General features: G+C 70.7%; 22 protein-coding genes. 10 read left to right on the plus strand and 12 right to left on the minus strand.

Annotated features, from left to right (window positions below):
* Positions 1-16 precede the first annotated feature (16 nt).
* The 3 genes from ACWEV3_RS33665 (at position 17) to ACWEV3_RS33675 (ending at position 3,348) form a co-directional block, all read left to right on the plus strand.
* Positions 17-1,291 carry an ATP-binding protein gene (locus tag ACWEV3_RS33665; protein ID WP_452617755.1) on the plus strand — a complete coding sequence of 425 codons (1,275 nt, stop codon included), beginning with the start codon at positions 17-19 and terminating at the stop codon, positions 1,289-1,291.
* A gap of 231 nt (positions 1,292-1,522) precedes the next feature.
* Positions 1,523-2,539 carry a Dyp-type peroxidase gene (locus ACWEV3_RS33670; protein ID WP_452617756.1) on the plus strand — a complete coding sequence of 339 codons (1,017 nt, stop codon included), beginning with the start codon at positions 1,523-1,525 and terminating at the stop codon, positions 2,537-2,539.
* Positions 2,536-3,348, plus strand: coding sequence for a family 1 encapsulin nanocompartment shell protein (locus ACWEV3_RS33675; protein WP_452617757.1), 813 nt, complete (start codon positions 2,536-2,538; stop codon positions 3,346-3,348). Before ACWEV3_RS33670 ends, ACWEV3_RS33675 begins: the two co-directional genes overlap by 4 nt.
* A 335-nt stretch (positions 3,349-3,683) precedes the next feature.
* Here ACWEV3_RS33675 and ACWEV3_RS33680 read toward each other — a convergent pair whose 3' ends face one another.
* The 7 genes from ACWEV3_RS33680 to ACWEV3_RS33710 all read right to left on the minus strand — a co-directional run bounded on the left by ACWEV3_RS33680 (position 3,684) and on the right by ACWEV3_RS33710 (position 10,675).
* On the minus strand, positions 3,684-3,842 hold the full coding sequence (locus ACWEV3_RS33680) for a hypothetical protein (protein WP_358566475.1): 159 nt from the start codon (positions 3,840-3,842) through the stop codon (positions 3,684-3,686).
* A gap of 23 nt (positions 3,843-3,865) precedes the next feature.
* A complete protein-coding gene (locus ACWEV3_RS33685) occupies positions 3,866-5,263 on the minus strand; it encodes an MFS transporter (RefSeq protein WP_452617758.1) in 1,398 nt (465 codons plus the stop codon).
* 33 nt (positions 5,264-5,296) lie between these two features.
* Positions 5,297-6,427: a hypothetical protein gene (locus ACWEV3_RS33690; protein WP_452617759.1), complete on the minus strand. Its 1,131-nt coding sequence runs from the start codon at positions 6,425-6,427 to the stop codon at positions 5,297-5,299.
* Between the two features lie 234 nt (positions 6,428-6,661).
* A complete protein-coding gene (locus ACWEV3_RS33695; protein WP_452617760.1) occupies positions 6,662-7,654 on the minus strand; it encodes a LysR family transcriptional regulator in 993 nt (330 codons plus the stop codon).
* A gap of 374 nt (positions 7,655-8,028) precedes the next feature.
* Positions 8,029-9,450: an MFS transporter gene (locus tag ACWEV3_RS33700; protein WP_452617761.1), complete on the minus strand. Its 1,422-nt coding sequence runs from the start codon at positions 9,448-9,450 to the stop codon at positions 8,029-8,031.
* A 93-nt stretch (positions 9,451-9,543) separates the two neighbouring features.
* Positions 9,544-9,990 (minus strand): RrF2 family transcriptional regulator, encoded by a 447-nt coding sequence (locus ACWEV3_RS33705; protein ID WP_235883596.1) that lies wholly within the window; start codon positions 9,988-9,990, stop codon positions 9,544-9,546.
* 199 nt (positions 9,991-10,189) lie between these two features.
* Complete coding sequence (locus ACWEV3_RS33710) at positions 10,190-10,675, minus strand: carboxymuconolactone decarboxylase family protein (RefSeq protein ID WP_452617762.1); 486 nt, start codon at positions 10,673-10,675, stop codon at positions 10,190-10,192.
* Positions 10,676-10,875: 200 nt separating this feature from the next.
* On the opposite strand from ACWEV3_RS33710, the gene ACWEV3_RS33715 reads away from it, so the two are divergent.
* Positions 10,876-11,799: an RNA polymerase sigma-70 factor gene (locus ACWEV3_RS33715; RefSeq protein WP_452617763.1), complete on the plus strand. Its 924-nt coding sequence runs from the start codon at positions 10,876-10,878 to the stop codon at positions 11,797-11,799.
* A 139-nt stretch (positions 11,800-11,938) separates the two neighbouring features.
* On the opposite strand, the gene ACWEV3_RS33720 is transcribed toward ACWEV3_RS33715, so the two are convergent.
* A complete protein-coding gene (locus ACWEV3_RS33720) occupies positions 11,939-12,610 on the minus strand; it encodes a helix-turn-helix transcriptional regulator (protein WP_452617764.1) in 672 nt (223 codons plus the stop codon).
* 483 nt (positions 12,611-13,093) lie between these two features.
* Here ACWEV3_RS33720 and ACWEV3_RS33725 point away from each other — a divergent pair, with 483 nt between their 5' ends.
* Entirely contained in the window at positions 13,094-13,735 is a 642-nt protein-coding gene (locus ACWEV3_RS33725) for a GNAT family N-acetyltransferase (RefSeq protein WP_452617765.1), read from the plus strand.
* Here the strand turns inward: ACWEV3_RS33725 and ACWEV3_RS33730 are convergent.
* On the minus strand, positions 13,683-14,330 hold the full coding sequence (locus tag ACWEV3_RS33730) for a helix-turn-helix domain-containing protein (protein ID WP_452617766.1): 648 nt from the start codon (positions 14,328-14,330) through the stop codon (positions 13,683-13,685). The genes ACWEV3_RS33725 and ACWEV3_RS33730 overlap by 53 nt on opposite strands.
* Positions 14,331-14,442: 112 nt before the next feature.
* Between ACWEV3_RS33730 and ACWEV3_RS33735 the strand changes: the two genes are divergently transcribed.
* On the plus strand, positions 14,443-15,627 hold the full coding sequence (locus tag ACWEV3_RS33735; RefSeq protein WP_452617767.1) for an MFS transporter: 1,185 nt from the start codon (positions 14,443-14,445) through the stop codon (positions 15,625-15,627).
* A gap of 243 nt (positions 15,628-15,870) precedes the next feature.
* Here the strand turns inward: ACWEV3_RS33735 and ACWEV3_RS33740 are convergent, their stop codons facing one another.
* Entirely contained in the window at positions 15,871-17,283 is a 1,413-nt protein-coding gene (locus ACWEV3_RS33740) for an aminotransferase-like domain-containing protein (RefSeq protein WP_452617768.1), read from the minus strand.
* A gap of 37 nt (positions 17,284-17,320) precedes the next feature.
* On the opposite strand from ACWEV3_RS33740, the gene ACWEV3_RS33745 reads away from it, so the two are divergent.
* Positions 17,321-18,220, plus strand: coding sequence for a DMT family transporter (locus ACWEV3_RS33745; RefSeq protein WP_452617769.1), 900 nt, complete (start codon positions 17,321-17,323; stop codon positions 18,218-18,220).
* A 123-nt stretch (positions 18,221-18,343) separates the two neighbouring features.
* On the opposite strand, the gene ACWEV3_RS33750 is transcribed toward ACWEV3_RS33745, so the two are convergent.
* Both ACWEV3_RS33750 and ACWEV3_RS33755 read right to left on the minus strand, forming a co-directional pair.
* The gene (locus ACWEV3_RS33750; RefSeq protein WP_452617770.1) at positions 18,344-19,000 is read right to left on the minus strand and encodes a winged helix-turn-helix domain-containing protein; all 657 of its coding nucleotides are present in this window, start codon (positions 18,998-19,000) and stop codon (positions 18,344-18,346) included.
* A gap of 59 nt (positions 19,001-19,059) precedes the next feature.
* The gene (locus ACWEV3_RS33755; protein WP_452617771.1) at positions 19,060-19,737 is read right to left on the minus strand and encodes a LuxR C-terminal-related transcriptional regulator; all 678 of its coding nucleotides are present in this window, start codon (positions 19,735-19,737) and stop codon (positions 19,060-19,062) included.
* Between the two features lie 287 nt (positions 19,738-20,024).
* Between ACWEV3_RS33755 and ACWEV3_RS33760 the strand changes: the two genes are divergently transcribed.
* From ACWEV3_RS33760 to ACWEV3_RS33770, 3 genes are all read left to right on the plus strand, one after another.
* Positions 20,025-20,690 (plus strand): response regulator transcription factor, encoded by a 666-nt coding sequence (locus tag ACWEV3_RS33760; protein WP_452617772.1) that lies wholly within the window; start codon positions 20,025-20,027, stop codon positions 20,688-20,690.
* Positions 20,687-21,937: a sensor histidine kinase gene (locus tag ACWEV3_RS33765; protein WP_452617773.1), complete on the plus strand. Its 1,251-nt coding sequence runs from the start codon at positions 20,687-20,689 to the stop codon at positions 21,935-21,937. The genes ACWEV3_RS33760 and ACWEV3_RS33765 overlap by 4 nt, the downstream gene beginning before the upstream one ends.
* A gap of 309 nt (positions 21,938-22,246) precedes the next feature.
* A complete protein-coding gene (locus tag ACWEV3_RS33770) occupies positions 22,247-22,573 on the plus strand; it encodes a hypothetical protein (protein WP_452617774.1) in 327 nt (108 codons plus the stop codon).
* Positions 22,574-22,579: the final 6 nt, after the last annotated feature.

Below are 22,579 nucleotides of genomic sequence, written 5' to 3' on the forward strand. Positions count from 1 at the left end.
GACCGGGAGGTGGGCCGTGCCGACTTGGCGGGTGCGCGATTTCCACGACGACGACCTGGACCAGGCGATCCACATCTGGGACCAGAGCAGGGAGGGCGGCGAGCCGGCGTTCTCCGCCGCCGAGGTGGTGTCGCTCGCGCGGGCCGGGCATCCGGCCCTGGTCGCGGTGGTGCAGCAGGACGTCGTCGGCATGGCGGCGGCGAAGGTCGAGGGCGACCGGGCCTGGCTGGCGCTGTTCGCCCTCGACGCCCGGTGGCGCAACCGCGGCATCGGCAGCGCGCTGCTGGCCGAGCTGGAGAAGAAGCTGCGCAGCGCGGGGGTGCACCGCATCGCCAGCCTGGTGTCGGAGGGGGCCGCGGGCTTCCGGGCGATGGTGAACTCCGGCTACCGGCCCCGCACCGACCTGACCTACTTCGAGAAGGTCCAGGAGCTCGACCCCGCCGACTTCGACGTCCTCGAACACCTGGGCGGCAGACTCCTGCCGCCCGGCGGGTGGGACGCGCTGGCGGGCATGCGGCGGGAGAAGGACGTCATCGAACGCCGGGTCGTGCTGCCGATCTCGCACCACGAGCAGGCCGAGCGCCACGGCGTCCTGCCGCCCAAGGCGATCGTCCTGTTCGGGCCGCCGGGCACCGGCAAGACCAGCTTCGCCAAAGCGATCGCCTCCCGGCTGAACTGGCCGTTCGTGGAGCTGTTCCCGTCCCGCCTCGCCGCGTCCTCCCCGGACGGGCTGGCGGCCTCCCTGCGGGAGGTGTTCGCGGAGCTGGAGGAGCTCGACGACCTGGTGCTGTTCATCGACGAGGTCGAGGAGATCGCCGGGACCCGCTCCAGCCCGGCGGTGGGCGCCGCGCACGGCGTGACCAACGAGCTGCTCAAGCTCATCCCGGGCTTCCGCGAGCACGACCACCGCCTGCTGGTGTGCGCCACCAACTCGGTGAGCTCGCTGGACCCGGCATTCCTGCGGCCGGGCCGGTTCGACTACCTGATCCCGGTGGGGCCGCCGGATCCGCCCGCGCGCCGGGCGATCTGGTCCCGCTACCTCGGCCCGGCGCGCGACAACGTCGACCTGGACCTGCTGGTGGAGCGGACGGAGCTGTTCACCCCGGCGGACATCGAGTTCGCGGCGCGCCAGGGCGCGCAGACCGCGTTCGAGCGCGACGTGCTGCACGAGCGCGGAGACCTCGCGACGACCGACGAGTACCTGCAGGCGATCGCGGACACCCGCCCCACGCTCACCGCGGAGGCCATCACCGAGTTCGAGCGCGACATCGACGCGCACACCCGGCTGTAGCGCCGGGGCTGGCTTGGAGGGTCGTTTCAGAACGGCTCCGCCTGGCTCGTCCCGAAGGCGCCCGGCGCCTGACAGGCGATGGCGGTTTCGCGCGAAACCGCCATCGCGCCCCACGCGGAACAGCGGTTTCGCGCGAAACCGCCACTGTCCCCAGGCTGCCACGCCCACACATGCCCGCGCACCATGCTGAAACGCCCCTTAGAGTCGGCCACTTGGGAGGTGACCACCACGATGTCGAGCCCCGAATCGACCGATGCGGTGCCGCAGCCGGTGCTGGCGCCGTTGACGCCTTCGGCGATCTTCCTCGTGCTGTCGGTTTCGGCCGGCGGCGAGTCGCAGGTGCGGGATGCCCTCGGCGATCTCGCGGCGCTGCAGCGCGCCGTCGGTTTCCGCTACCCGGAGGGCGGGCTGACCTGCGTGGCCGGGATCGGCTCGCAGGCGTGGGATCGCCTGTTCTCGGGGCCGCGCCCGGCGGGGCTGCATCCCCTGCCGGAGTTCGTCGGGGCGAAGCACCGGTCGGTGTCCACGCCGGGAGACGTCCTGCTGCACATCCGGGCCAGGCAGGAGTTCCTGTGCTTCGAGCTGGCGGCTCAGGTCCTGGCGCGGCTGCGGGGCGCGGTGACGATCCTCGACGAGGTGCACGGCTTCAAGTACTGGGACGAGCGGGACCTGCTCGGGTTCGTGGACGGCACCGAGAACCCGACCGGGGTGGCGGCCCGGGCAGCGGTGGCGGTCGCGGCGGACGAGGACCCGGACTTCGCCGGCGCCAGCTACGTGGCCGTGCAGAAGTACCTGCACGACCTGGTGGCGTGGAACGAGTTGCCGGTCGAGGAGCAGCAGCGGGTGGTGGGACGCACCAAGCTCGACGACATCGAACTCGCCGACGACGTGAAGCCGGCCAACTCGCACGTCGCGCTCACGACCATCACCGCAGCGGACGGCAGCGAGCGGCAGATCGTGCGGGACAACATGCCCTTCGGCGAGTTCACCGGCGGCCGGTTCGGCACCTACTTCATCGGCTACGCAGGCGACCCCTGGGTCATCGAGCAGATGCTGACCAACATGTTCGTCGGCGTCCCGGCGGGCAACCACGACCGGATCCTGGACTTCTCCACCGCCGTGACCGGATCGCTGTTCTTCGTGCCCACGCTGACGTTCCTGGAGCAGCAACCGCCGGAACCGACCGGAACACCGACCGCCGGGGCGTCGCTCGGCATCGGGAGCCTGAAGGGAAACCCGCCGCCATGAACAACTTGCACCGCGAACTGGCGCCCATCTCGCAGTCCGCGTGGACCGACCTGGAACAGGAAGCGCGCCGCACCTTCGCGCGGCATGCGGCCGGCCGGCGGGTCGTGGACGTGTCCGAGCCGAAGGGCGACACGTTCGCCGCGATCGGGACCGGTCGCAGCACGCGCATCGACGCACCCGGCCACGAGGGCGTGCAGGCCGAGTTGCGGGAGTCCCGGCAGGTGCTGGAGCTGCGCGTGCCGTTCCGCGTGGCCCGGGATGCCGTCGACGAGGTCGAACGAGGTTCCCGGGACGCCGACTGGCAACCGGTGAAGGACGCGGCCCAGCGCATCGCGCAGGCCGAGGACCGCGCGATCGTCGACGGGTTCGAGGCCGCCGGCATCACCGGCATCCGCGCCGGATCGTCGCACCGGTCGATTCCGCTGCCCGCCGACGTGCGTGGGCTGCCGGGCGCGGTGGCCGAGGGGCTGTCCGCGCTGCGGCTGGCGGGCGTCGACGGTCCGCTCGCGTTGCTGCTCGGCGCGTCCGAGTACACGGCGGCCGCCGGAGCCACCGAGGCCGGCTATCCGCTGATCGAGCACCTGCAGCGCATCCTCGGCGGAGACGTGGTGTGGGCGCCTTCGATCAGCGGCGGCTGCCTGCTGTCGACCCGGGGCGGCGACCACGACCTGCTGCTCGGGCGGGACCTTTCGATCGGGTACCTGTCGCACGACGCCGACGGGATCGACCTGTACTTCGAGGAGAGCTTCGCGTTCCTGCTCAACACGCCCGAGGCGGCGATCGGGCTGTCCGCCGTCCCGGCCGGCTGAGACCCCGACGATCTCACCCGTTCACGTGAAATCGCGATCGTAGAACACTGTGGACGGACGCTCCGGCGCCCTGAGCCGGCGACGCCGATCACGGTTTGCCCTGTGCCTCCTCGCCTCGTGCCGGCTCCCATCGCGACCGCTGACAGTCCAAAGAAGACAGTCATCGACGTGCGCCAGGGCCCGGTTGGCACCGAATCCCCACCTGCCGGACCAACAGCCGTGGCTTCTAGCCCTCGATGCCGGCGGGTGCACCGGCGCTCCTCCTCGCCCGGCCGTCGAGGAGGAGCGCCGTCGTGCGGGTCGGGACACATCCCGCCCACGTGTGAAGTCCCGCTTCAGAACCAGCTTTTCGACCGCAGCTCGTACCACTGGCCGCACCTCGACTCCGCGCGGCGGTACGCCCGCGCGAGCCGGTGCCGGTACCGGCCCGCGCCGACGACCAGGCCGGCCAGGACCCATGCCGCGGCCACCGCCCCCGCGACAGAAGTCAACACCGCCATTCCCTCCGCTGGCTATCTCACCGGGACCCGTCGGCCGTGACCGGCTGCTTCGGCGCAGCCGCCCGCCCGTGGTCCCCGCGCAGCGCGAAGGCCGACAGGCAGCTGACGCCGACGAGCAGGAACGCGCCCGCCACGACCAACATCGGGACGAGGAGCTGGTAGGCGAACCCGAGGCCGCCGAGCACCGCGATGGCGATCGTCATGCCCACCTGCCTGCTGGTGTTCAGCAGGCCGGACGCGGCACCGGAGATCTCCGGCGGGCACAGGTGCATCGCCTCGGCGCTGAGCAAGGACGCCAGCAGTCCTGACGGCACACCGATCAGCGCGGTGGCCGCCAGCGTCGCGCCCAGCGATCCGGTCACCGACAGCACGGCGACCGACGCACCACCCACGCCACCGATCAGCGTGGCGGTCAGGATGATCCGGCGCCGGACCCCGGGCGTGACCCGGCTCGCCAGCAGGTTCCCGCACAACCACGCCACGCAGCACGGCAGCGCGGCGTAGCCCGCCTGCTCGGCGTTCAGCCCGTGCTCCTGCTGCAGGAAGAGGGCCAGGACCAGCAGGGAACCGTAGGACCCGATCTGGTAGAGGCCACCGGAGAGGATGACCAGCAGGTACGGGCGGTGGGTGAACAGCGCGCGCGGCACCAGCGGCGTCGTGGCCTTCGCCTGGGTCAGCGCGAGTGCGCCCAGGGCCACGGCGAAGCCGACCAGCGCGGCCACCACCACGGGGTTGGCGAACGACGAGTGCGCGCCCTCGATCAACGAACCGGCGAGGAACGTCAGGGCGAGGCAGAACAGCAGCTGCGGCAACACGGTGAAGCGGCGCTCGGGAGCGGCCACCGGGTCGCGGAAACCGCGGATCAGCACCAGCGCGAACGCGCACACCGGGATGTTGACCAGGAACAGCCACCGCCAGCCCACGAACTGGGTGATCAGGCCGCCGGCCAGCGGTGCGGTCGCGATGGCCACGCCGCCGACCACGCCCCACCCGCCGATGGCGCGGGCGCGTCGGGTCAGGTCGGGGATGCCCTTGGTGAGGATGGACAGCGTCATCGGGAGCATGAAGCTCGCGCTGGCGCCCTGGAGCACGCGCGCGGCGATCAGCTGCCAGCCCGACACCGGCAGCGCGCACAGCAGGGAGGCGACGGCGAACACGGCCGTCGACACCCGGTACACGCGGGCGACGCCGAAGCGGTCACCGGCGACGCCCGCCGTCAGCAGGAAGACGCACAGCGGAATCGTGTAGGCGTCGAGGAACCACTGCTGTTCGGCCTGTGACGCCTGCAGGGACGCGGTGATGCTGGGCAACGCCACGTTCACCGAGGACGCGTCGAAGGCGACGAGGAAGTTCCCGATGCTGACGGCCACCACACCGGCGGCCGTCAGCCGGGACGCATAACTGCTTTCGTTCATCAGGAGAGTTCAATCCGTTCCGGCGGCGCCACTTCAGACGCCGACCACGGTGGCGCGGTCGGCGCGCTCGCGGATGACCTCCAGCGCGGTGGTCTGAACGTCGTTCAGCCGCACCATGTCCGCGTAGAACGCCTTGATCTGCGCCGCGAGCCGGTCGTACTCGACGCGCTTGTGCTGGTACAGCTCGTCCATCTGCTCGGCGAGGCGGACGTAGATCTGCTGGATCAGCTCGTCGTCCTTGAGCATGACCGGGTCCGCGCCGGCCTCGGCGAGGATCTGCTTGATGTAGACCGGGAACAGGCCGATCCGGTTGAGGAAGTAGTCCACCGGCCGGGACACGCCGAGGTAGTCCGGCACGTTCACGATGCCCGCGTTCTCGTTCTCCACCAGGAAACCGCTCACCGCCCGGTACGGGTCCGGGGTGGCCAGGAAGACCTCCTCGGAGAGCCGCGCGGCGGCGGAGAGCTTCTCGATGTCCAGCGCCGCGGCCTCGACGGTGATGTTGCGCTCGGCGAAGACGGCGGCGATCGACTCCAGCTCGGCGAGCCCGGCCCGGTTGCCGACGCCGGCGACGCCGCCCTCGATCATCTGGAAGCCGTGGAAGACCGACACCAGCGAGTTCGCCGTGCCGATGCCGCGGTCGTTGTGCCCGTGCAGGTAGAAGGTGAAGTCCTGGTTGTCGTGCACCAGGTTGGCCGCCAGGATCGCGGTCGCGTCCGGGAGCAGGGTGCCGACGGAGTCGTTGATCCGGACCAGCGAGATCCCCTGCTGGCGGCAGCGCTCGATCTGGTCGTTGAGGTGGGCGTACTTGTCCTCGTCGACGGTGCCGGAGAAGGCGTTGAGCAGGCTGGACCGCAGCCGCCCCACGCCGATGGAGCGCAGCCGCTCGGCGACCCGTTCGAACAGCTTGTTCTCGCTGTCGATCTCGATCATGCCGATGCTGACGTACATCTCCTTGAGGTACTCGCGCGGAATGTTGCGCTCCAGCTGTTCGCACAGCGGTTCCCACGTCTTCAAAGTCAGGTTGAACGAGAATTCCGTCCGCTCCGGAATCCTGCCCATCAAGTACTTCGCGTCCAGCACGTTGCGCACGAACGCCGCCTCGGTGATCCCCGAGCCGACGTCGATGTCGGTGACACCGGCGCCGGTGACCGCCTCGATCAACCGCAGCTTGCGCGAATCGTCGGCGCCGAACGGAGCACGCTCGCCTCCTTCGCGAAGCGTTTCATCCGAGATCGCTCGAATTGAAAAGTCGTTGTAACGCGGCTGATGTCCCTCCGGAAACGACAGCATGAAGCCGATCCCTTTCAGGTGGTTGGAGTAGGCGGTCACCGTTGACCGCAGGCGACATTACATCGCGCCCGTTCCGTCCTCTAATTAAACTTTCTAATGGTCTGATCAGAACCGATTGTTCCGCGCCTGCCGTCCGAGAGCGGCGGACAGCTCCACCGGCTCCACGAGCCCGTGCCGGCCCGCCTCGGCGGCGACGAACTCGACGAACCGGCGGACCAGCGGGCTGGTGTCGCTGTTCAGCCAGGCCAGGGAGATCTCGCCGGTCGGGCGCCGGCCGGCGAAGGGCCTGCAGACGGCGCCGCCGGTCGCTGCGCGCTCGGCCAGCGAGCGGTCCAGCACCGCGACTCCCGAACCCGAGCAGACCGCGTCGATCACGTTGGCGTAGTCGGGTTCGACGGAGGTGATCTCGGGCACATCGTGCCCCCAGATCTGTTCGACTACGCGGTCGTAGAACTCCGGGCCGCTCTCCCGCTGCCACATCACGACCGGCTGCGCCCGGAACTCCTCCCGCGTCACGCGGTCGCGGGCGGCCAGCGGCGAACCGGCGGGGAGGACGGCCACGAGCTCCTCCTCCCCGATGACCCGGCAGTCGATGTCCGGGAGACCGGGAGGGGTGCGCACGAAGGCCACGTCGGCCTTGCGCGAGCGGAGCTCGGCGACGTTGTGCGACGCCCATCCCGCGATCGTCACCACGTCGACCTCGGGGTGTTCGCCGCGGAACTCCTCGACGAGCCGCCGCTGTCCCAAGTGGACGCCGGATCTGCTGTACAGCACGCGGATCCGGCCGGAGCTCCCGCCCGCCACCTCCCGGATCGTCCGGGCTATCCGTTCGGACCGCCGGAGGATGCAGGTCGCCTCGCCCAGCAGGATCTTCCCGGAGTCGGTGAGGCGAACTCCCCGCCTGCTCCGGACGAACAGCTCCGCGCCGAGGAGGCGCTCCATGGAGCGGATGCCCTGGGAGAGCGCCGACTGCGTGACGAACAGCCGCTCGGCGGCCCGGCCGAAATGCAGCTCGTCGGCCAGCGCGATGAAGTAGACCAGGTTCCGGGAAATCAGCGGGTTGGTTAACCTCTGCGTCTCATCCCACAACTCGGACATGCTTCAGCACCTTTCCCAGAGCTGGCCGTGAAATGAACCCCAGCGGAGAAGATTACCGCACCGGTCCGATCCTCCGGATATTGCAACCGAAGCGCGACGACGGCCGTCCCACATCCGCCGAATAGAGCATCCGGGACGACTGGACGGCCGCCGTGAAACCGGCGATCAACGCAGTTCCGAACCGTTAGCCGATTTTCCCGGACAGTGCGCGGATTCACACTTTCCAAGCAATGGAAAACGCCCGGTGCCCGATGATCTTCCGACCCGTTACGACATTCAGGTAGAAAATACGATCATTTCGATGAAAACGCTTGAGCCCGGGCAGCACCCGCCGAACTGCGCCGGCGCCGCCCGTGCAGCGTTGCGCGGATGTTTCAGCTGTCCCGCGACGCTGCTGCGGGACGCATCCGGAAGGCGACGATCAACGCGAGGACGACGACCGCGGCCATCGCCAGGAACGCATCGGAGTAGGCAGCCCCGGCCTGGCCGCCGTAGAAGGGGTTGATGGCGTTGCTGCCGCTCTGCAGCCTCGCGGCGACCAGCACGCCGAACAGGGCCGGGCCGGTGCCGGCGCCGAGGAACTGCGCGCCCTGGAGGATTCCGAGACCGACGCCCACCTGATCGCCCGGCAGCGCGCTCGCCGCGGCGCTGATGATCGGCGTGATCACGAAGATGAAGCCGACGCTGAGCCCGAGGATGCCGATCCCGGCGGGGATCACCGACGCGCCTCCCGTGGCGGTCGAGAGGAACAGGGCGAAGACCCCGATCGTCGCGAGCCCGGCCAGCACCAGGGGCCGGGTGCCGATGCGGTCGGCGAGGCGGCCGATCAGCGGCGAGAGGACGGCGACGGCGACCCCGGCCGGGATCATGACCAGGGCGCCCGCGCCCGGGGCGAGGCCGTTGACGTCGACCACCAGCAGCGGGACGAAGACCAAGCCGCCGAGGTTGACCGCCATGGCCAGGAACGCGACGACGACCGCCGCCCGGTAGACCCGGTTGGCGAACAGCGCGGGCGGGACGAAGGGCTGCGCGACGCGAGCGGTGCGCCACCCGAACAACGCGATCGCCACGACCGCGACCAGGAGACTGCCCCAGGAAGACGGCGCGCCGAAACCGGCCACCTGCGCCTGGGTGATGCCGAACAGGACCAGCCCGGCGCCGATTCCCAGCAGGATGCCACCGAGGAGGTCGAAGCGGCTCGCCCCCGCCGGGGGCTCGCCCGGGAGCACGCGCAGCGCAGGGGGAAGCAGCACCAGCGCGACCACGAGCACGAGCCAGAACAGCGCGGGCCAGCCGAGGAACTGACCGAGCCCGCCGCCGATCGCCGGCCCGGCGGCGGTGCCGATGCCCGCGGCAGCGGAGACGACGCCTATCCCCATCCCCCGCTCGGCCTCCGGCATCAGCCTGGTGACGGAGATGATCGCCAGCACGGGTATCGCGGCCGCCCCGACGCCCATCACCATTCGCCCGAGCACGAGCACGAGGAGTTCCGGGGCGAGCGCGCAGACCAGGCTCCCGACCGCGTAGGTCACCAGGGCGAAGGCGAAGAGGCTCCGCAGACCCAGCCGGTCGGAGAGGCGGCCGTAGAGCGGGATGCCGACCGAGAACATCAGCAGGAATCCCGTGACGACCCAGGCCAGTTCCGCTTCGGACGCGCCGAACTCCGCGCCGATCGACGGGAGCATGAGGTTGACCATGTCGCTTGCGGTGACCGTGACGAGGATCGCCGGCATGAGCACTGCCAGCAGGGCCCGTCCGGCGCCGGTTCGTCCCGGCTCGGTCGACGTGGATGTCATTCGACGCACTCCTCCGCGAGATTTACCGCAACCAACACGGTTGCAGTTTGGGCAAGAAGAAAGGCGGAGGAACTCTCCTCCACCGTTTCCCGGTCAGCTGTTCCGCAGTGCGACTTCGCGCTCGCAGGCCAGCACCTTCCGGGCCAGGTCGGCAATGGTGGTCCGGCCGAGCCGTTCTTCCATCGCCCGCTCCGCGTCCCGGAACTCCGCCTCCAGCAGGGCCTTCATGTTGCGCCCCACCTCGCACTCCGCGCTGGGCGGATGGGGGTGCCGCGACAGGACCGGCCCCGCCTCGACGGCGATGTACGCGTCGTAGAGCGTGATCTCGCGCGCGGCGCGAGCCAGGGACCACCCGCCGCCGCGACCCTCGGTGGACAGCACCAGGTCGGCATCCCGGAGGCTGCCGAGGATGCGCCGCACGAGAACCGGGTTGCTCGCCAGGCTCTCCGCGATTTCCGCCGAGGTCAGCGATCGGTCGTCCCAGCGCGCCAACATCGTGAGCGCGTGGATCGCGACCGCGCTCCTGCTGCTGAGACCCACCGCAACCCCCTCGCGACACCTGCAGAACTGCAACAAAGCTAGTTGCAGTTCGATCACCTGTCAATTCCCCCGCGACGTCGCCACGGCGACGGGTTCACGCCGCCGAGCACAACGACTCCCGGCCGACCACCTTCGTCCACAATGGAATACGACCGGTCCCGGCCCGGATCGGATGATCCGGACCGGGTTCGCCTGCCGGTCAGCTCGACAGACCCGCGAACATGCCGGGGTCGTAGGAACCTCCCCGCATGCGCGTGATCACGCCGAGCCGGTTGGCGGCGTTGATCATGGCGACCAAGGAGACCAGCGCGGCGACCTGGTCCTCGTCGTAGTGCTCGCACACCTGGGCCCAGGTCTCGTCGGACACCCCGCGGTGGGCGTCGGCCAGCCGGGTGCCTTCCTCTGCGAGCGCCAGCGCGGCCCGCTCGGCCTCGGTGAACACGGTGGACTCGCGCCAGGCGGCGACCAGGTTGAGCCGGACCGCGGTCTCACCGGCGGCCGCGGCCTCCTTGGTGTGGACGTCGACGCACCAGCCGCAGCCGTTGATCTGGCTGGCGCGCAGTTCCACCAATTCCTGGAGGGCCTTGGGCAGCGACGACTCCCGGATCGCCAGGCTGACGTTGTAGATCCGCTTGTTGATCTTGGCTCCGACCTCGTTGGCCATCAGGTTGATGCGGGGTTCCATGGCTTCGTCCTCGCTCGTGCAGTGGCGTGCCGCGCGGATCGTTCGCGCGGCGTCTTGACGACCATGGAGATGCCGGCGACCCGCTCCTCGTGACAGCGCGGCAGTGTGATGCACGACACCGCTCACGGGTGTCACAAAGCGGCCGGGACCGGCGCCTTGTGCGTGTGACAGGGTCGAGGACGAGCAGACAGGAGCCGGCGATGAACGAGCGCAGCGAGCCGACCACGGACACGGCCGAGCCGCTCGCGCGCGGCGATCGCATGGGCGCCGCCACCGAGGGGTTCGTGGCCCACCGCAACCTGCTGTTCACCGTCGCCTACGAGCTGCTCGGCTCGGCCGCCGACGCGGAGGACGTCCTGCAGGAGACCTGGTTGCGGTGGGTGGACGTCGATCTCGACGTGGTGCGGGACCAGCGCGCCTTCCTGGTCCGGATCGCCACCCGCCAGGCGTTGAGCCGGCTGCGCTCGCTCGGCCGCCGCAAGGAGTCCTACGTCGGCCCCTGGCTGCCCGAGCCACTGCTCACCGCGCCGGACGTGGCCGAGGACGTCGAGCTGGCCGACAGCGTCTCGATGGCGATGCTGCTGGTGCTGGAGACGCTCTCGCCGACCGAGCGGGCGGTGTTCGTGCTGCGCGAGGTTTTCGACCTGGCCTACGACGAGATCGCGGAGGCAGTCGACAAGAGCCCGGCCGCGGTCCGCCAGATCGCGCACCGAGCGCGGGCTCACGTCGCCGCGCGCCGCCCGCGCGGGGCCGTTTCCCCGGCACAGGCGCAGGACGCGCTCACGGCGTTCCAGCGGGCGGTCGAGACCGGCGATCTGCAACGCCTGCTCGACATCCTCGCGCCGGACGTCGTGCTGCTGACCGACGGCGGCGGGGTCGTGCAGGCCGCGCTGGCCCCCTTCGTGGGGGCCGAAGCCGTGGCCCAGGTGCTGGGCAAGATCGCCGCTGCGTCACTGCGCCCGGCACAGGTCAACGGCCACCCGGCGCTGCTCCTGCGGCACGAGGGCGAACTCGACACGGTTCTGGCAGTACGCATCGAGGACGGCCTCATCGCCGGGCTCTACGCGGTGCGCAATCCCGAGAAGCTGTCGCACATGGCGCGGGAAACCGCTCTGCGCCGCTGAATCCGGCGGCGGATGCCCACGAGAGCGGCATCGAAGTGTCCTCAATGGATCGGGCGGCGCGAACGCGGCATTCCTTGCCGGGAACGGGCGGACGCCCCGATCCTGGTGGGAACGGGGCGGCACGAGGATCGGCGGGCGGTCAGATGAGGCCGATCCGCACGCCGTAGGCCACCAGCTGCGGGCGGTTGCGCAGGTTCAGCCGGCTCGTCATCGCGTAGATGACGTTCTTCACCGTGCGCTCCGAATAGCAGAGCTCCTTGCCGATCTCCTCGGTGTCCCAGCCTTCCGCGAGCAGCCGCAGCACGTCGATCTCCCGGGACGTGAAACCGGCGGAGTTCACGCCGCGCGGCTCCAGGACCTCGCGGTTGAGGTTCTCCACCTGCCGCAGCAGTTCCCCCAGCAGGCTGGCCGGCAGCACCCCGCCTCCCTGGGACGCGACGCGGATCGCGTCGACGAGCCGCTCACTCGTGGCCGCGCTGCGGTGCAGCACCGCGACGACGCGGCACTCGACCACCCGCAGCAGCACCGGGCGATCCAGCTTCCTGGCCACCAGCACCGCGGGCGCGTCCGATTCGGCAGCCGCTTTGCTCATGCTGGCGAGGACGTCCGGTGTCACCCGGTCCGCGGCGAACACGAGCACGTCGATGTCGGCGGGGAACGGGTCCGTTGCGACGAACACGTCCGCGGTGCCCAAGAGCATCTCCGTCAAACCGGTGAAGGTGATGGGGTCCGACGCCCACACCGCGACGCGAACCTGCTTTCGCGGCACGGTCGCGGCCATCGAGTGCGTCGCCGATTGGGTCTTGGTCATCATCGTGCTCTTCCTCCGACCTGCGTTCGAGCATGCTGTTCGGCGCGACGCCCGTCCCCGTTCCGCCCCAGCGTCGTCGGGACGACGCGCCGACCACTTGCGTCGACCTGTCCAGCGCCGGGCGGGAAATCGCGGCCACGGCGCAAGACCGCGAAAATCCCACCGGCGAACCAGTGGCGTTCGGCCCGCGCGAATGGCGCCGCTGCCCCGCCTGAAAGACCGGACGCCAACGCGCGGGCCGAACTGTTCTCCCCCTCCGCTGACACCTTCAACACGACACCGATGCACTCAGCGGTTCTTGATTGAGACGTGGATCACAATTCTTGGGGGGAGTCCGCCAACCGGGCTCCCAGGACCCGCAACGTCCTCATAGGACGCCGCCGTGCCCGAGGCGAACGCCCAGGACGCTCGCGGCGTCATTCCAACCGTCCTGGTTCCCGAAGTCGTGGCCGCAGCACGGGGCGAATCGGTAATGTCGTTGTCGTGGTGGAGATACGCGCCTTCGCGGAGGCCGACCGCGCCGAGTTGCGCGAGCTGTTCGGGCGCGCGGGCGAGGGTGCGCCGTCCGCCTCGCTGTGGGGGCACGAGGAATCCGAGGCCGCCGTCTACCTGACGCCGTACATGGACCTGGCGCCGGATTCGCTGTTCGTCGCCGTGTCCGGTGGCGCCCTCGTCGGTTACCTGACGGGATGCCTCGACGGCTCGGCGTTCCCCAGCGAGAGCAAGCGCATGGACCAGGCCATCAAGAAGTACCGGCTGATCTTCCGGCCCGGTCCTGCGGCCTTCTTCGCCCGCGCCGCCGTCGACATGGCGCGCATCGCGATCCGGCGCGAGCCCGCCTCGGGCGAGTTCGACGACGCCCGGTGGCCCGCCCACCTGCACATCAACGTGGAGCGCCGGGCGCGCGGAACCGGTGCCGCCGAGGGGCTGATGAACCGGTGGCTCGATCGGCTCCGCGAAGCCCGTTCGCCGGGATGCCACCTGCAGACCCTGCGCGAGAACACCCGCGCGGTCCGGTTCTTCGAACGCATGGGCTTCGCCAAGCACGGCCCGACGCCGCTGGTCCCCGGCATCAGGCAGGACGGCAAGCGGCTGCACCAGCAGACGATGGTCTGGAACCCGTGATGCCGCGGGCGGGAGCTTCCCGCCGCGAGGTGCGGAGGTGGATGCGCTCGCCCTGCTTCCCGAAGAGGCTGAGCACCTCGACGTCGCCGCGTCCGGCGGCGCCGAACCAGTGCGGGATCCGGCAGTCGAACTCGGCCGCTTCGCCGGCCCCCATGACGAAATCGTGGTCCCCCAGCTTCACGCGCAGTCGCCCGCGCAGCACGTAAAGCCACTCGAAGCCCTGGTGGGCACGCAGGTGGGGCTCTTCGTCGTGCGCGGGGATCGTCATCTTGTACGCGCGCGGTTCCCCCTGGTGCCGCGACAACGGGATCAGCACCCGGCCGCCCGCCTTCGCGGGCTGCTGCGGCACGCGCGGATCGAGCATCCGGGGCGCGGAGACGATCTCGTCGAGAGGGACGCCGAGCGCCGCCGTTATCGGCAGGAGGAGTTCCAGGCTCGGCTTGCGCTGCGCCGATTCCAGGCGCGACAGGGTGCTGGTCGAGATGCCGGTGGCTCGCGCGAGAACGGACAGGCTGACGCCCTTCTTCTCGCGGACGCGCCTCAGCCGCGGCGCGATCTGCTCGATCACGGCGCCGACGCTCGGGTTGTCGTCCATGCGGGCAGTCGACCAGATCCGTCCCGGAATCGGCAACGTTGTTTGCTGAAACCGCGAAGACCGCCCGATCCTCCTGGTGGAGGTGGTCCGAGTGGACACGACTGTTGATTCAATGAGGAAACCGTCGCGGAGCGGGAGCTCCGAAAGGCTGCCCGCCGGTGTGTACCTGCTGGGTTTCAGCCTGTTCGCGATGGGAAGCGCGGAGTTCCTGCTGGCCGGAGTGCTACCGGCGGTCGCCGCCGATCTGGAGGTCACGCTCTCCTCCGCCGGGCTCCTGATCACCGCGTTCGCGCTGGGCGTCGTGATCGGCGGCCCGCCGTTCGCCGTGCTCAGCCTGCGCTGGCCGCGCCGCACCGCGCTGGTGGTCACCCAGGGCGTCTTCGCGGCCGGCATCGTCGCCGGACTGCTCGGCGACTACGAGATCTTGCTGGTCACCAGGGCGATCTCGGGCATCGCCTACGCGGGTTTCTTCGCCGTCGCGTCGGTGACCGCGATCGGCCTGGTGACACCGGACCGCAACGCGCGCGCCTCCGGAGTCGTGGTCAGCGGTCTCAGCGTGGCGATGGTCGCCGGCGGCCCCGCGGGCACGCTGCTGAGCCACTTCACCGAATGGCGCGGCGGTTTCTGGGCCGTGGTGGTCCTCACCGCCGCCGGGATGGTCGGCTGCCTGCTCGGGCTCCCCCGCTCCTCGGGCGCCGAGCGGACCGCCGCGCCGAGCGTGTCGCGGGAGCTCGCCACGATGCGGAAGCCGGTGCTCTGGGGCATCTACGCGATCACGATCCTGACCACCGCGGCGTACATGATCACGTTCAACTACCTGGCCGCCATGCTCGCCGGGATCACCGGCGTCCCCGAGGCGTGGATCCCGGCCGTCCTCGCGCTGTTCGGGATCGGCGCCTTCGCCGGGCTGTCCGTCGGCGGCCGCGTCTCCGACCGGCGCCCCCACGTCGTGCTGCTCACCGGCGCCTCGGCGATCGTGATCCTGTCCGTCGCAATGGTTTTCGCGATCCAGCAGGTCTGGGCGGTGGTACCGGCGGTGTTCCTGCTGGGCGTCGCCGCGTTCGTGCTGAACCCGGCCCTGTACGGACGCGTCTTCGCGATCGCGGCCGATGCGCCGACGCTCGCCGGTGCCACCACCGTGTCGGCGTTCCAGCTGGGCATCAGCATCACGCCGGTCCTGGCTGCCGCCTCGCTCGCGCAAGGGGCCGCTCTCACCTCGGTGTGCTTGATCGGCGCGGCCCTCGCCTTGGCCGCCATCCCGCTCGTCCTCCTCGACCGGGCGCGAAAAACCCGCTGAACGCAACGCATGGCGGCCGGCCCGACGCCAGCCGCCATGCCTGCACCAGCTGGACCCAGGGGTCGTGTCGGAATGGTGCGCGGGCACGCGTGGGACGTGGCGGCCCGAGATGCAGGACGGCGGTTTCGCGCGAAACCGCCGTTCCGCGTGGGCAGCGGTGCCGGTTTCGCGCGAAAACGCCACCGGCGTCAGGCACCGGACGGCTTCGGGACGAGCCAGGTGGAGCCATTCTGAAACGACCGTTCAGGCCGCGCGGGCGAGCACCTGGCCGATCGTGCGCGCCCCGTCCGGGAACGCGCCGGGGTTCGGCCGCGCGTAGTTGAGGCGGATGTACTGCCCCGTCGGTTCCGCCGGGAACCACTCGCTGCCCGCGCCGATGATGACGCCCGCCGACTTGCATTCCTGGATGACCCGGCCGAGATCGACGGCGTCCGGCAGCCGCGCCCACAGGTTCAGCCCGCCCTGCGGCACGGCTTCCAGCTCCACGCCGGGCGCGTGCTCGCGGAGGCTTTCGACGAGCAGGTCCCGGCGGGTTCTCAGCTCGTGGCGGAGCCGGCGCAGGTGGGTCCGCCAGGCGGGTTGCGTGACGACGTCGAGCGCGACCGCCTGCAGAACACCGCTGACGTAGATGGATTCCGCCTGCGCATCCGCGAGGATCCGCTTGCGCGCCGGGCCGCGCGCGATCAGCCCGGCGACGCGGACCGCCGGCGAGACGCTCTTGCTCAGCGAGCGGATGTAGACGACGTGCCCTCCGTCGTCCTGCGCCGCGACCGGGCGCGGGTCGGCCGTCATGCCGAAGTCGTGCGCCGCGTCGTCCTCGATGAGGAACGCGCCGTGCCGCCGCACCGTGTCCAGGACCCGACCTGCCAGCTCCGGCGACCACAGCGCCCCCGTCGGGCTGGCGAAGCTGGGCTGGGCGTAGAAGGCACGGGCCCCGGACTGCTCGAAAGCGCGCGAGAGCACGTCGGGATCGGGACCGCCGAAGCCGCTGGGCACCGGGATGACCTGCACGCCGACCTGGGCGGCGGCCAGGATCGCGCCCCAGTAGGTCGGCGACTCCATGAGCAGCGGCCGTCCGATCCCGACGAGAGCGCGGAAAGCGGTGCTCAGCCCGCCCTGGCTGCCCGGGATGACCACGACGTCGCTCGGCGCGACCGGGGTAGTCCCGGCCGGGGTCGCCGACTCCAGTTCGGCCGCGAACCACGACTGCAGTTCCGGCAGGCCCGCCGTCGGCGGCCTGTCGACCAGCGCGTCGGTGCGGGCCACGCGGGTGAACGCCGCGCGGACCAGGCGCTCCGGCAGCAGCGCGCGCTCGGGATATCCCGAATGCAGCGCGATCACGTCGTTCGGGGCGGACTGCAAAGCCGTTGGCAGCTCCGGGATCCGGTGGTTCGGCGCCCCGAGCGCCGCCGTCTGCCACCCGAAATCGTTCGGGCGGGCGACGCGGGCGGCGCGGACGAACGTGCCGACGCCCGGACGGCTCTCCACCACGCCCTGCGCGACCAGGCCGCTCAGCGCCTTCTGCACGGTGACCGGGCTCGCTCCGTGCTGGGCGACCAGCGAACGCGTCGACGGCAGCTTCGCCCCCGGCGGAGCCGCGGCGATCCACTGCCTCAGGGCCGCAGCGATCCTCGCCGGACTGCTATCGTCAGACATGAGTAACAACGATAGCGCTACTCTTACTGCGACGCCAGTGCTATCCCCGTCGGGGACCGGGCTCTGGTGGGGTCTGCTCGGGGTCGCGGCGTTCTCCTTCACCGTCCCGTTCACCCGCGTCGCCGTCGAAAGCGGCGGCATGTCACCGCTGTTCATCGGCTCCGCCCGCGCGGTCATCGCCGCGCTGCTCGCGGCCGCCGCGCTGGCGATCACGAAGCAGCGCCTGCCCCGCGGTATCCAGTGGGGCCGGGTGGCGGTCGTCGCCGGCGGCGTGGTGGTGGGCTTCCCCGTGCTGACCTCCTTCGCTCTCACCACTGCGCCCGCAAGCCACGGCGCCGTCGTCATCGCCGTCCTGCCCGCCGCGACCGCCGTGATGGCCGTGATCCGCGGCCACGAGCGGCCCCCGATGGCGTTCTGGATCATGGCGGCCGTGGGCGCGGTCGCGGCCGTCGTGTTCGCCGCGTTGCAGGGCGGCGGGCTCAGCTCGCTGCACTGGTCCGACCTGCTGCTGTTCGGCGCCGTCGTCGCGGCCGCGATCGGCTACGCGGAAGGCGGGCTCCTCGCCCGCGAACTCGGCGCCTGGCAGACCGTGTCCTGGGCGCTGGTGCTCTCCGCGCCGCTGATGATCGCGCTCACCGGCATCTCGATCGCCGGGCAGGTCCCGAGCGGCACCGCGACCGAATGGGCCGCGTTCGCCTACCTCGCCGTGGTGAGCATGTTCCTCGGCTTCTTCGCCTGGTACCGAGGACTGGCGATCGGCCCGATGGCGCAGGTCAGCCAGGTCCAGCTCGCCCAGCCGGTGATGACCATCAGTTGGGCCGCGCTGTTCCTGCACGAAGAGCTCACCTGGCCCACGGTCCTCGGCGGCATCGCGGTGATCGCCTGCGCCGCAATCGCCGTCCGGTCCCGCCTCGGCCAGACCGCGACCAAGCGCTGAGCGCTCACCCCGCGACCACGAGGGTCGGTCCCCAGTTTCAATTGAAACTGGGGACCACCCCACCACGCGTGCCCTCGCACCAGCCTGAAACGACCCCTGGAGTCGGAGTTTCCTGGCGGCGGATTACCCGGTGATCAGGTAGCCGGATCCGCGGACGGTTTGGATCAGCGGTGGGGCGCCGAGTTTGCGGCGCAGGCGGCCGATCACCACGTCGAGCACGTTCGACGCCGGGTCCGCAGCCTCGTCCCACGCGTAGTCGATCAGCTCCGGGCGCGACAGCGGCTTGCCGGGCGAGGTCATCATCCGCTCCAGGACCAGGAACTCCTTGCGGGTCAAGGTGAGCAGCACGCCGGCCCGGCGCACCTGGTGGTTGCCGCCGTCGAGCTCGACGTCCGCGCAACGCAGCACCGCCGGCCGGCCCGCCGTGGTGCGCCGGCACAGGCCGCGCACCCTGGCCACCAGCTCCGCCATCGCGAAGGGCTTCACCAGGTAGTCGTCGCCGAGGCGCAGGCCGTCGATCCGGTCGGCCAGGCTGTCCCGCGCGGTCAGGAAGAGCACCGGCACCGGCCAGCCTTCCGCGCGCTTGCCGCGCACGTAGTGCAGCGCGTCCCCGGCGGGCAGCATCCGGTCGAACACCGCGCAGTCGTAGGCGTTCACGAACAGCGCCTCGTCGGCGGCGGGCAGGTCGGCCGCGACGTCCACCGCGAACCCGGCGCCGCGCAGGGCCCCGTCGAGCGCCACCCGCAAGTTGTCGTCGTCCTCGGTCACCAACACCCGCACAGGTGCACGCTAGCGCGCCGGCACCGCCCGCATACCGGCATTGGCGAGACCGGGCCAGATCACCCCGCCTCGTCCATCAGCCAGCCCCGGTCCGCCGCCTTGACCCCGGCCTGGAACCTGCTGCGCGCGCCGAGCCGGTTCATGATGTCGGCCACCATCCGCCGGACGGTGCGGACCGAGATGCCCAGGCGGGCCGCCGCCGACTCGTCGGTGCTGCCCGAGCAGAGCAGGGTCAGCAAGTCGCGCTCCCGGCTCGTCAGCACCGAAACGTCGCCGGATTCCGGCAGATCGGCCGGGGTGAGCGGCACCGCGGACCGCCAGATCCGCTCGAACAGGCCCATGGTCGCGGTGACCACGCTGGGCAGCTGGAAGAACGCCGCGCCCGTGGCGCTCCCGGCGTTCGAGCGGTCCGCGGGCAGCACCGCGGACGTCCCGTCGACCACCACCGCCTCCATCGGGACCTCGGCATCGGTCCGGACCTCCGCTCCGGCGAGCGCCAGGCCCGTCAGCGCGCCGGAAAGCCGCACCGCGTCGGGCGCCAGCACCCGGTACCGCACGCCGTGGCGCAGGTTCGCGCCCGACCGGCGCAGCGCACCGATCGGCCAGGACTGCGCGCCGACGGCCATGACCAGCACCTCGCTGGTGGCCGAGGCCAGGAGCGCGTCCATCCTGGCGCGGCCCGTCGCCGGACCGCTTCCCCCGACCAGGCTGAGCCGACCTGCTGGCTGGTCCTCCATGACGGGCACCTCCGTTGAGCGGTGGGAATCGGATTGCGCGGCCGCAGCCCGCTGCTCCTCCGAGCAGGGCTTCCCGGCGCGCCGCAACGAGTTCCGGCCCGCGGCCGGTTCATGCCAGATCGGGCCGATCGGCTGACCTGCGCCCGTCCTCGGGTTAGCGTTCAGTGGCGCGGCTCGCATCGCGTCCCCCGGCTCGAGGAAGGTGTTCCGCGCGGTGTGCGCACCGGGCGGAGCGGGTGGCTGGAACTGCATGACACCGACTTTCCTCCGCACCACATGAGGTTTTGATGACACGGATCATGGTCGTCGAGGACGACGAGAACCTGCGCATCGCGGTCGCCGCGAAACTGCGCACGTCGGACGTCGAAGTCGACGCCTGCGGGGACATCAAGACCGCGGATCCGGCCCTGCGCGAAAACCACTACGACTGCGTGGTGTTCGACCGGATGCTGCCGGACGGCGACGCCATCGACTACGTCCACGCCAGGCGGCGGGAGGGCTGGCACGCGCCGGTGCTGTTCCTCACCGCGCGCGACGCGCTCGCCGACCGGGTGGCGGGATTCGAGCACGGGGGCGACGACTACCTGGTCAAACCGTTCGCCATGGCCGAGCTCGCCGAGCGGGTGGCCAACCTCTGCCGCCGGGCCGGTATCTTCCGGCCCACCGTGCTGAGCCACACCGACCTCGTGATGGACTGCGCGCGTCGCGAGGTGCGCCGGGCGGGCGCGCTGCTGACCTTGACGAACAAGGAGTTCGCCGTGCTCGAATACCTCCTCACCAGGGCGGGGCGAACGGTGGGACGGGCCGATCTGATCGAGCACTGCTGGGACGAGCAGACCGACCCGATGTCCAACGTGGTCGACGCGACGGTCCGGAGGTTGCGCCGGAAGCTGCGCGAACCCGAGTTGATCCACGCGGTGCGCGGCGTCGGCTACCGGCTCGGCACGTCGTGAACCACTCCGCAGCGGACCGGCTGCGCAGGCTGCGCTGGACGCTCACCGCGCTGTTCACGGCGATGAACGCCATCGGGCTCGTGGTGCTCGCCTGGTTCGTGATCAGCGAGGACGGCAAGCGGGGCGTCGAGCAGACCGATGCCGAGCTGCACCGGATCACCTCGTCGGTCAGCAGGCTCGTCGGCTTCGACGAGGCCATCCAGTTCAACCTCGTCAACGCCGACGTGCTCAACGAGGGCTGCCCGCAGTTCGCGATCCTGCCCGGCGGCGCACCCACCTTCCAGCCGCACCTGTCGGACCGGCAGTGCGTGCCGATGGACGTCGGGGTGCTCAACGGGCTGGCGGCCGCGGCCGTCGGCTCCGGCAACCTGGTCTCCGGTTACCAGGAGGGCACCGGCGGCGAGCCGGTCAGGGTGCGGGCCGAGCCGCTGATCAGCCGCGACGGCACCTACATCGGCGCGGTGGTCGCGGTCGCCGACGCCCGCCCGGAGCAGCAGCGGCACACCGAGCTGGTGCTGGTGGTGATCGGCGGGTGCGCGGTGCTGATCGGCGGGCTGGGGGTCGCGAGCCACCTGTTGTCCGGACGCTCGATCCGGCCCGCGGCAGCGGCGTTGCAGCAGCAGGAAGTGTTGCTCGCCGAGACGGCGCACGATCTGCGGACGCCGGTGGCGGCGCTGCGCGCGCTCGCCGAAACCGCGCTCGACAACCCGACCCAGCGCGCCGATCTGCTGCCGCGCACCGTCCAGCTGGCGGCGCGGATGGGCAGCATCATCGATGACCTGCTGGCCCGGGCGCGGCTCGCGGCCGGGGTGGAGCAGCTGACCATCCAGCCGGTCTGGCTGGACCAGCTGGTGGTCGGCGTCGTCGAGGACACCCGGACCGACGGGGCGCAGGTCACCGTCACCGCGGCACCGACCAAAGTGGACGCCGACCCGGTGCTGGTGCAGCGGGCGATCGGAAACCTGCTGGACAACGCGATGCGGTACGGGCGGCAGCCGGGTGCGGACGCGATCGTGCACATCACGGTGGCCGGTGGCACCGTCACGGTGGCCGACCACGGCCCCGGCATCGACGCGGAGGCGGCGGCGGACGCCTTCGACCGGTTCAGCAGCACCGGCGGCTCGTCCGGGCTGGGCCTGTCGATCGTGCGCTGGGTGGCCCAAGCCCACAACGGAACGCTGGCGGTCTACAACGCCGACGAAGGTGGCGCGATCTTCGAGCTGCGCCTCCCCCTGAGCGCATCCTGACCAGATGCCCAGTTTCAATTGAAACTGGGCGTCGAGTGTCGACGTACCCACAGTTTCAATTGAAACTGGTCCCAGGGTTCGGTGAACCGCAGGTTTCAATTGAAACTGGTCTCGGGGTGTCTGCGGGACGCAGGTTTCAATTGAAACTGCGGATCGTGATGTCGTGCCAGGGCAGCAGATCGACCCCGACCCGGTCGAAGGGGTCGCGCACGACGGTGGTGGCAGCAAGGTGTCATCCGGGCCTCGCTCCCCACCTCCGCGCCTACCGTTGGTCCGGATCCGGGCTGGAACGAGACTTCGGGGTGGGGCGTGACCTGGGAACTCAACATGCGGCTCGACGCGACCGACACCGAGGTGGTGCAGATCCAGTCGCTCCTGAGCGATACCAGCAGCACCTGGCTCCGGCTGCGGCCGGTGACCGTCAACAACGAGGAAGGCATCGGGCAGGGCAGGCTGGCGCAGGCGTTCCGGCCGACCTACGTCCCGGCGGCCGAGCAGGTCCGCACCCTCGCCGACGGCGTGCTCGACAAGCTGGAGATGACCACCCACGCGGGCCGCGTCGCCGTTCAGGCGTACCGGGAGGCCGAGATCGCCGCGAGCCAGACCATCGAGGGCGGAATTCCCGGCATCCGCTGAATCCGT

Source organism: Saccharopolyspora sp. NPDC003752, assembly GCF_053605825.1.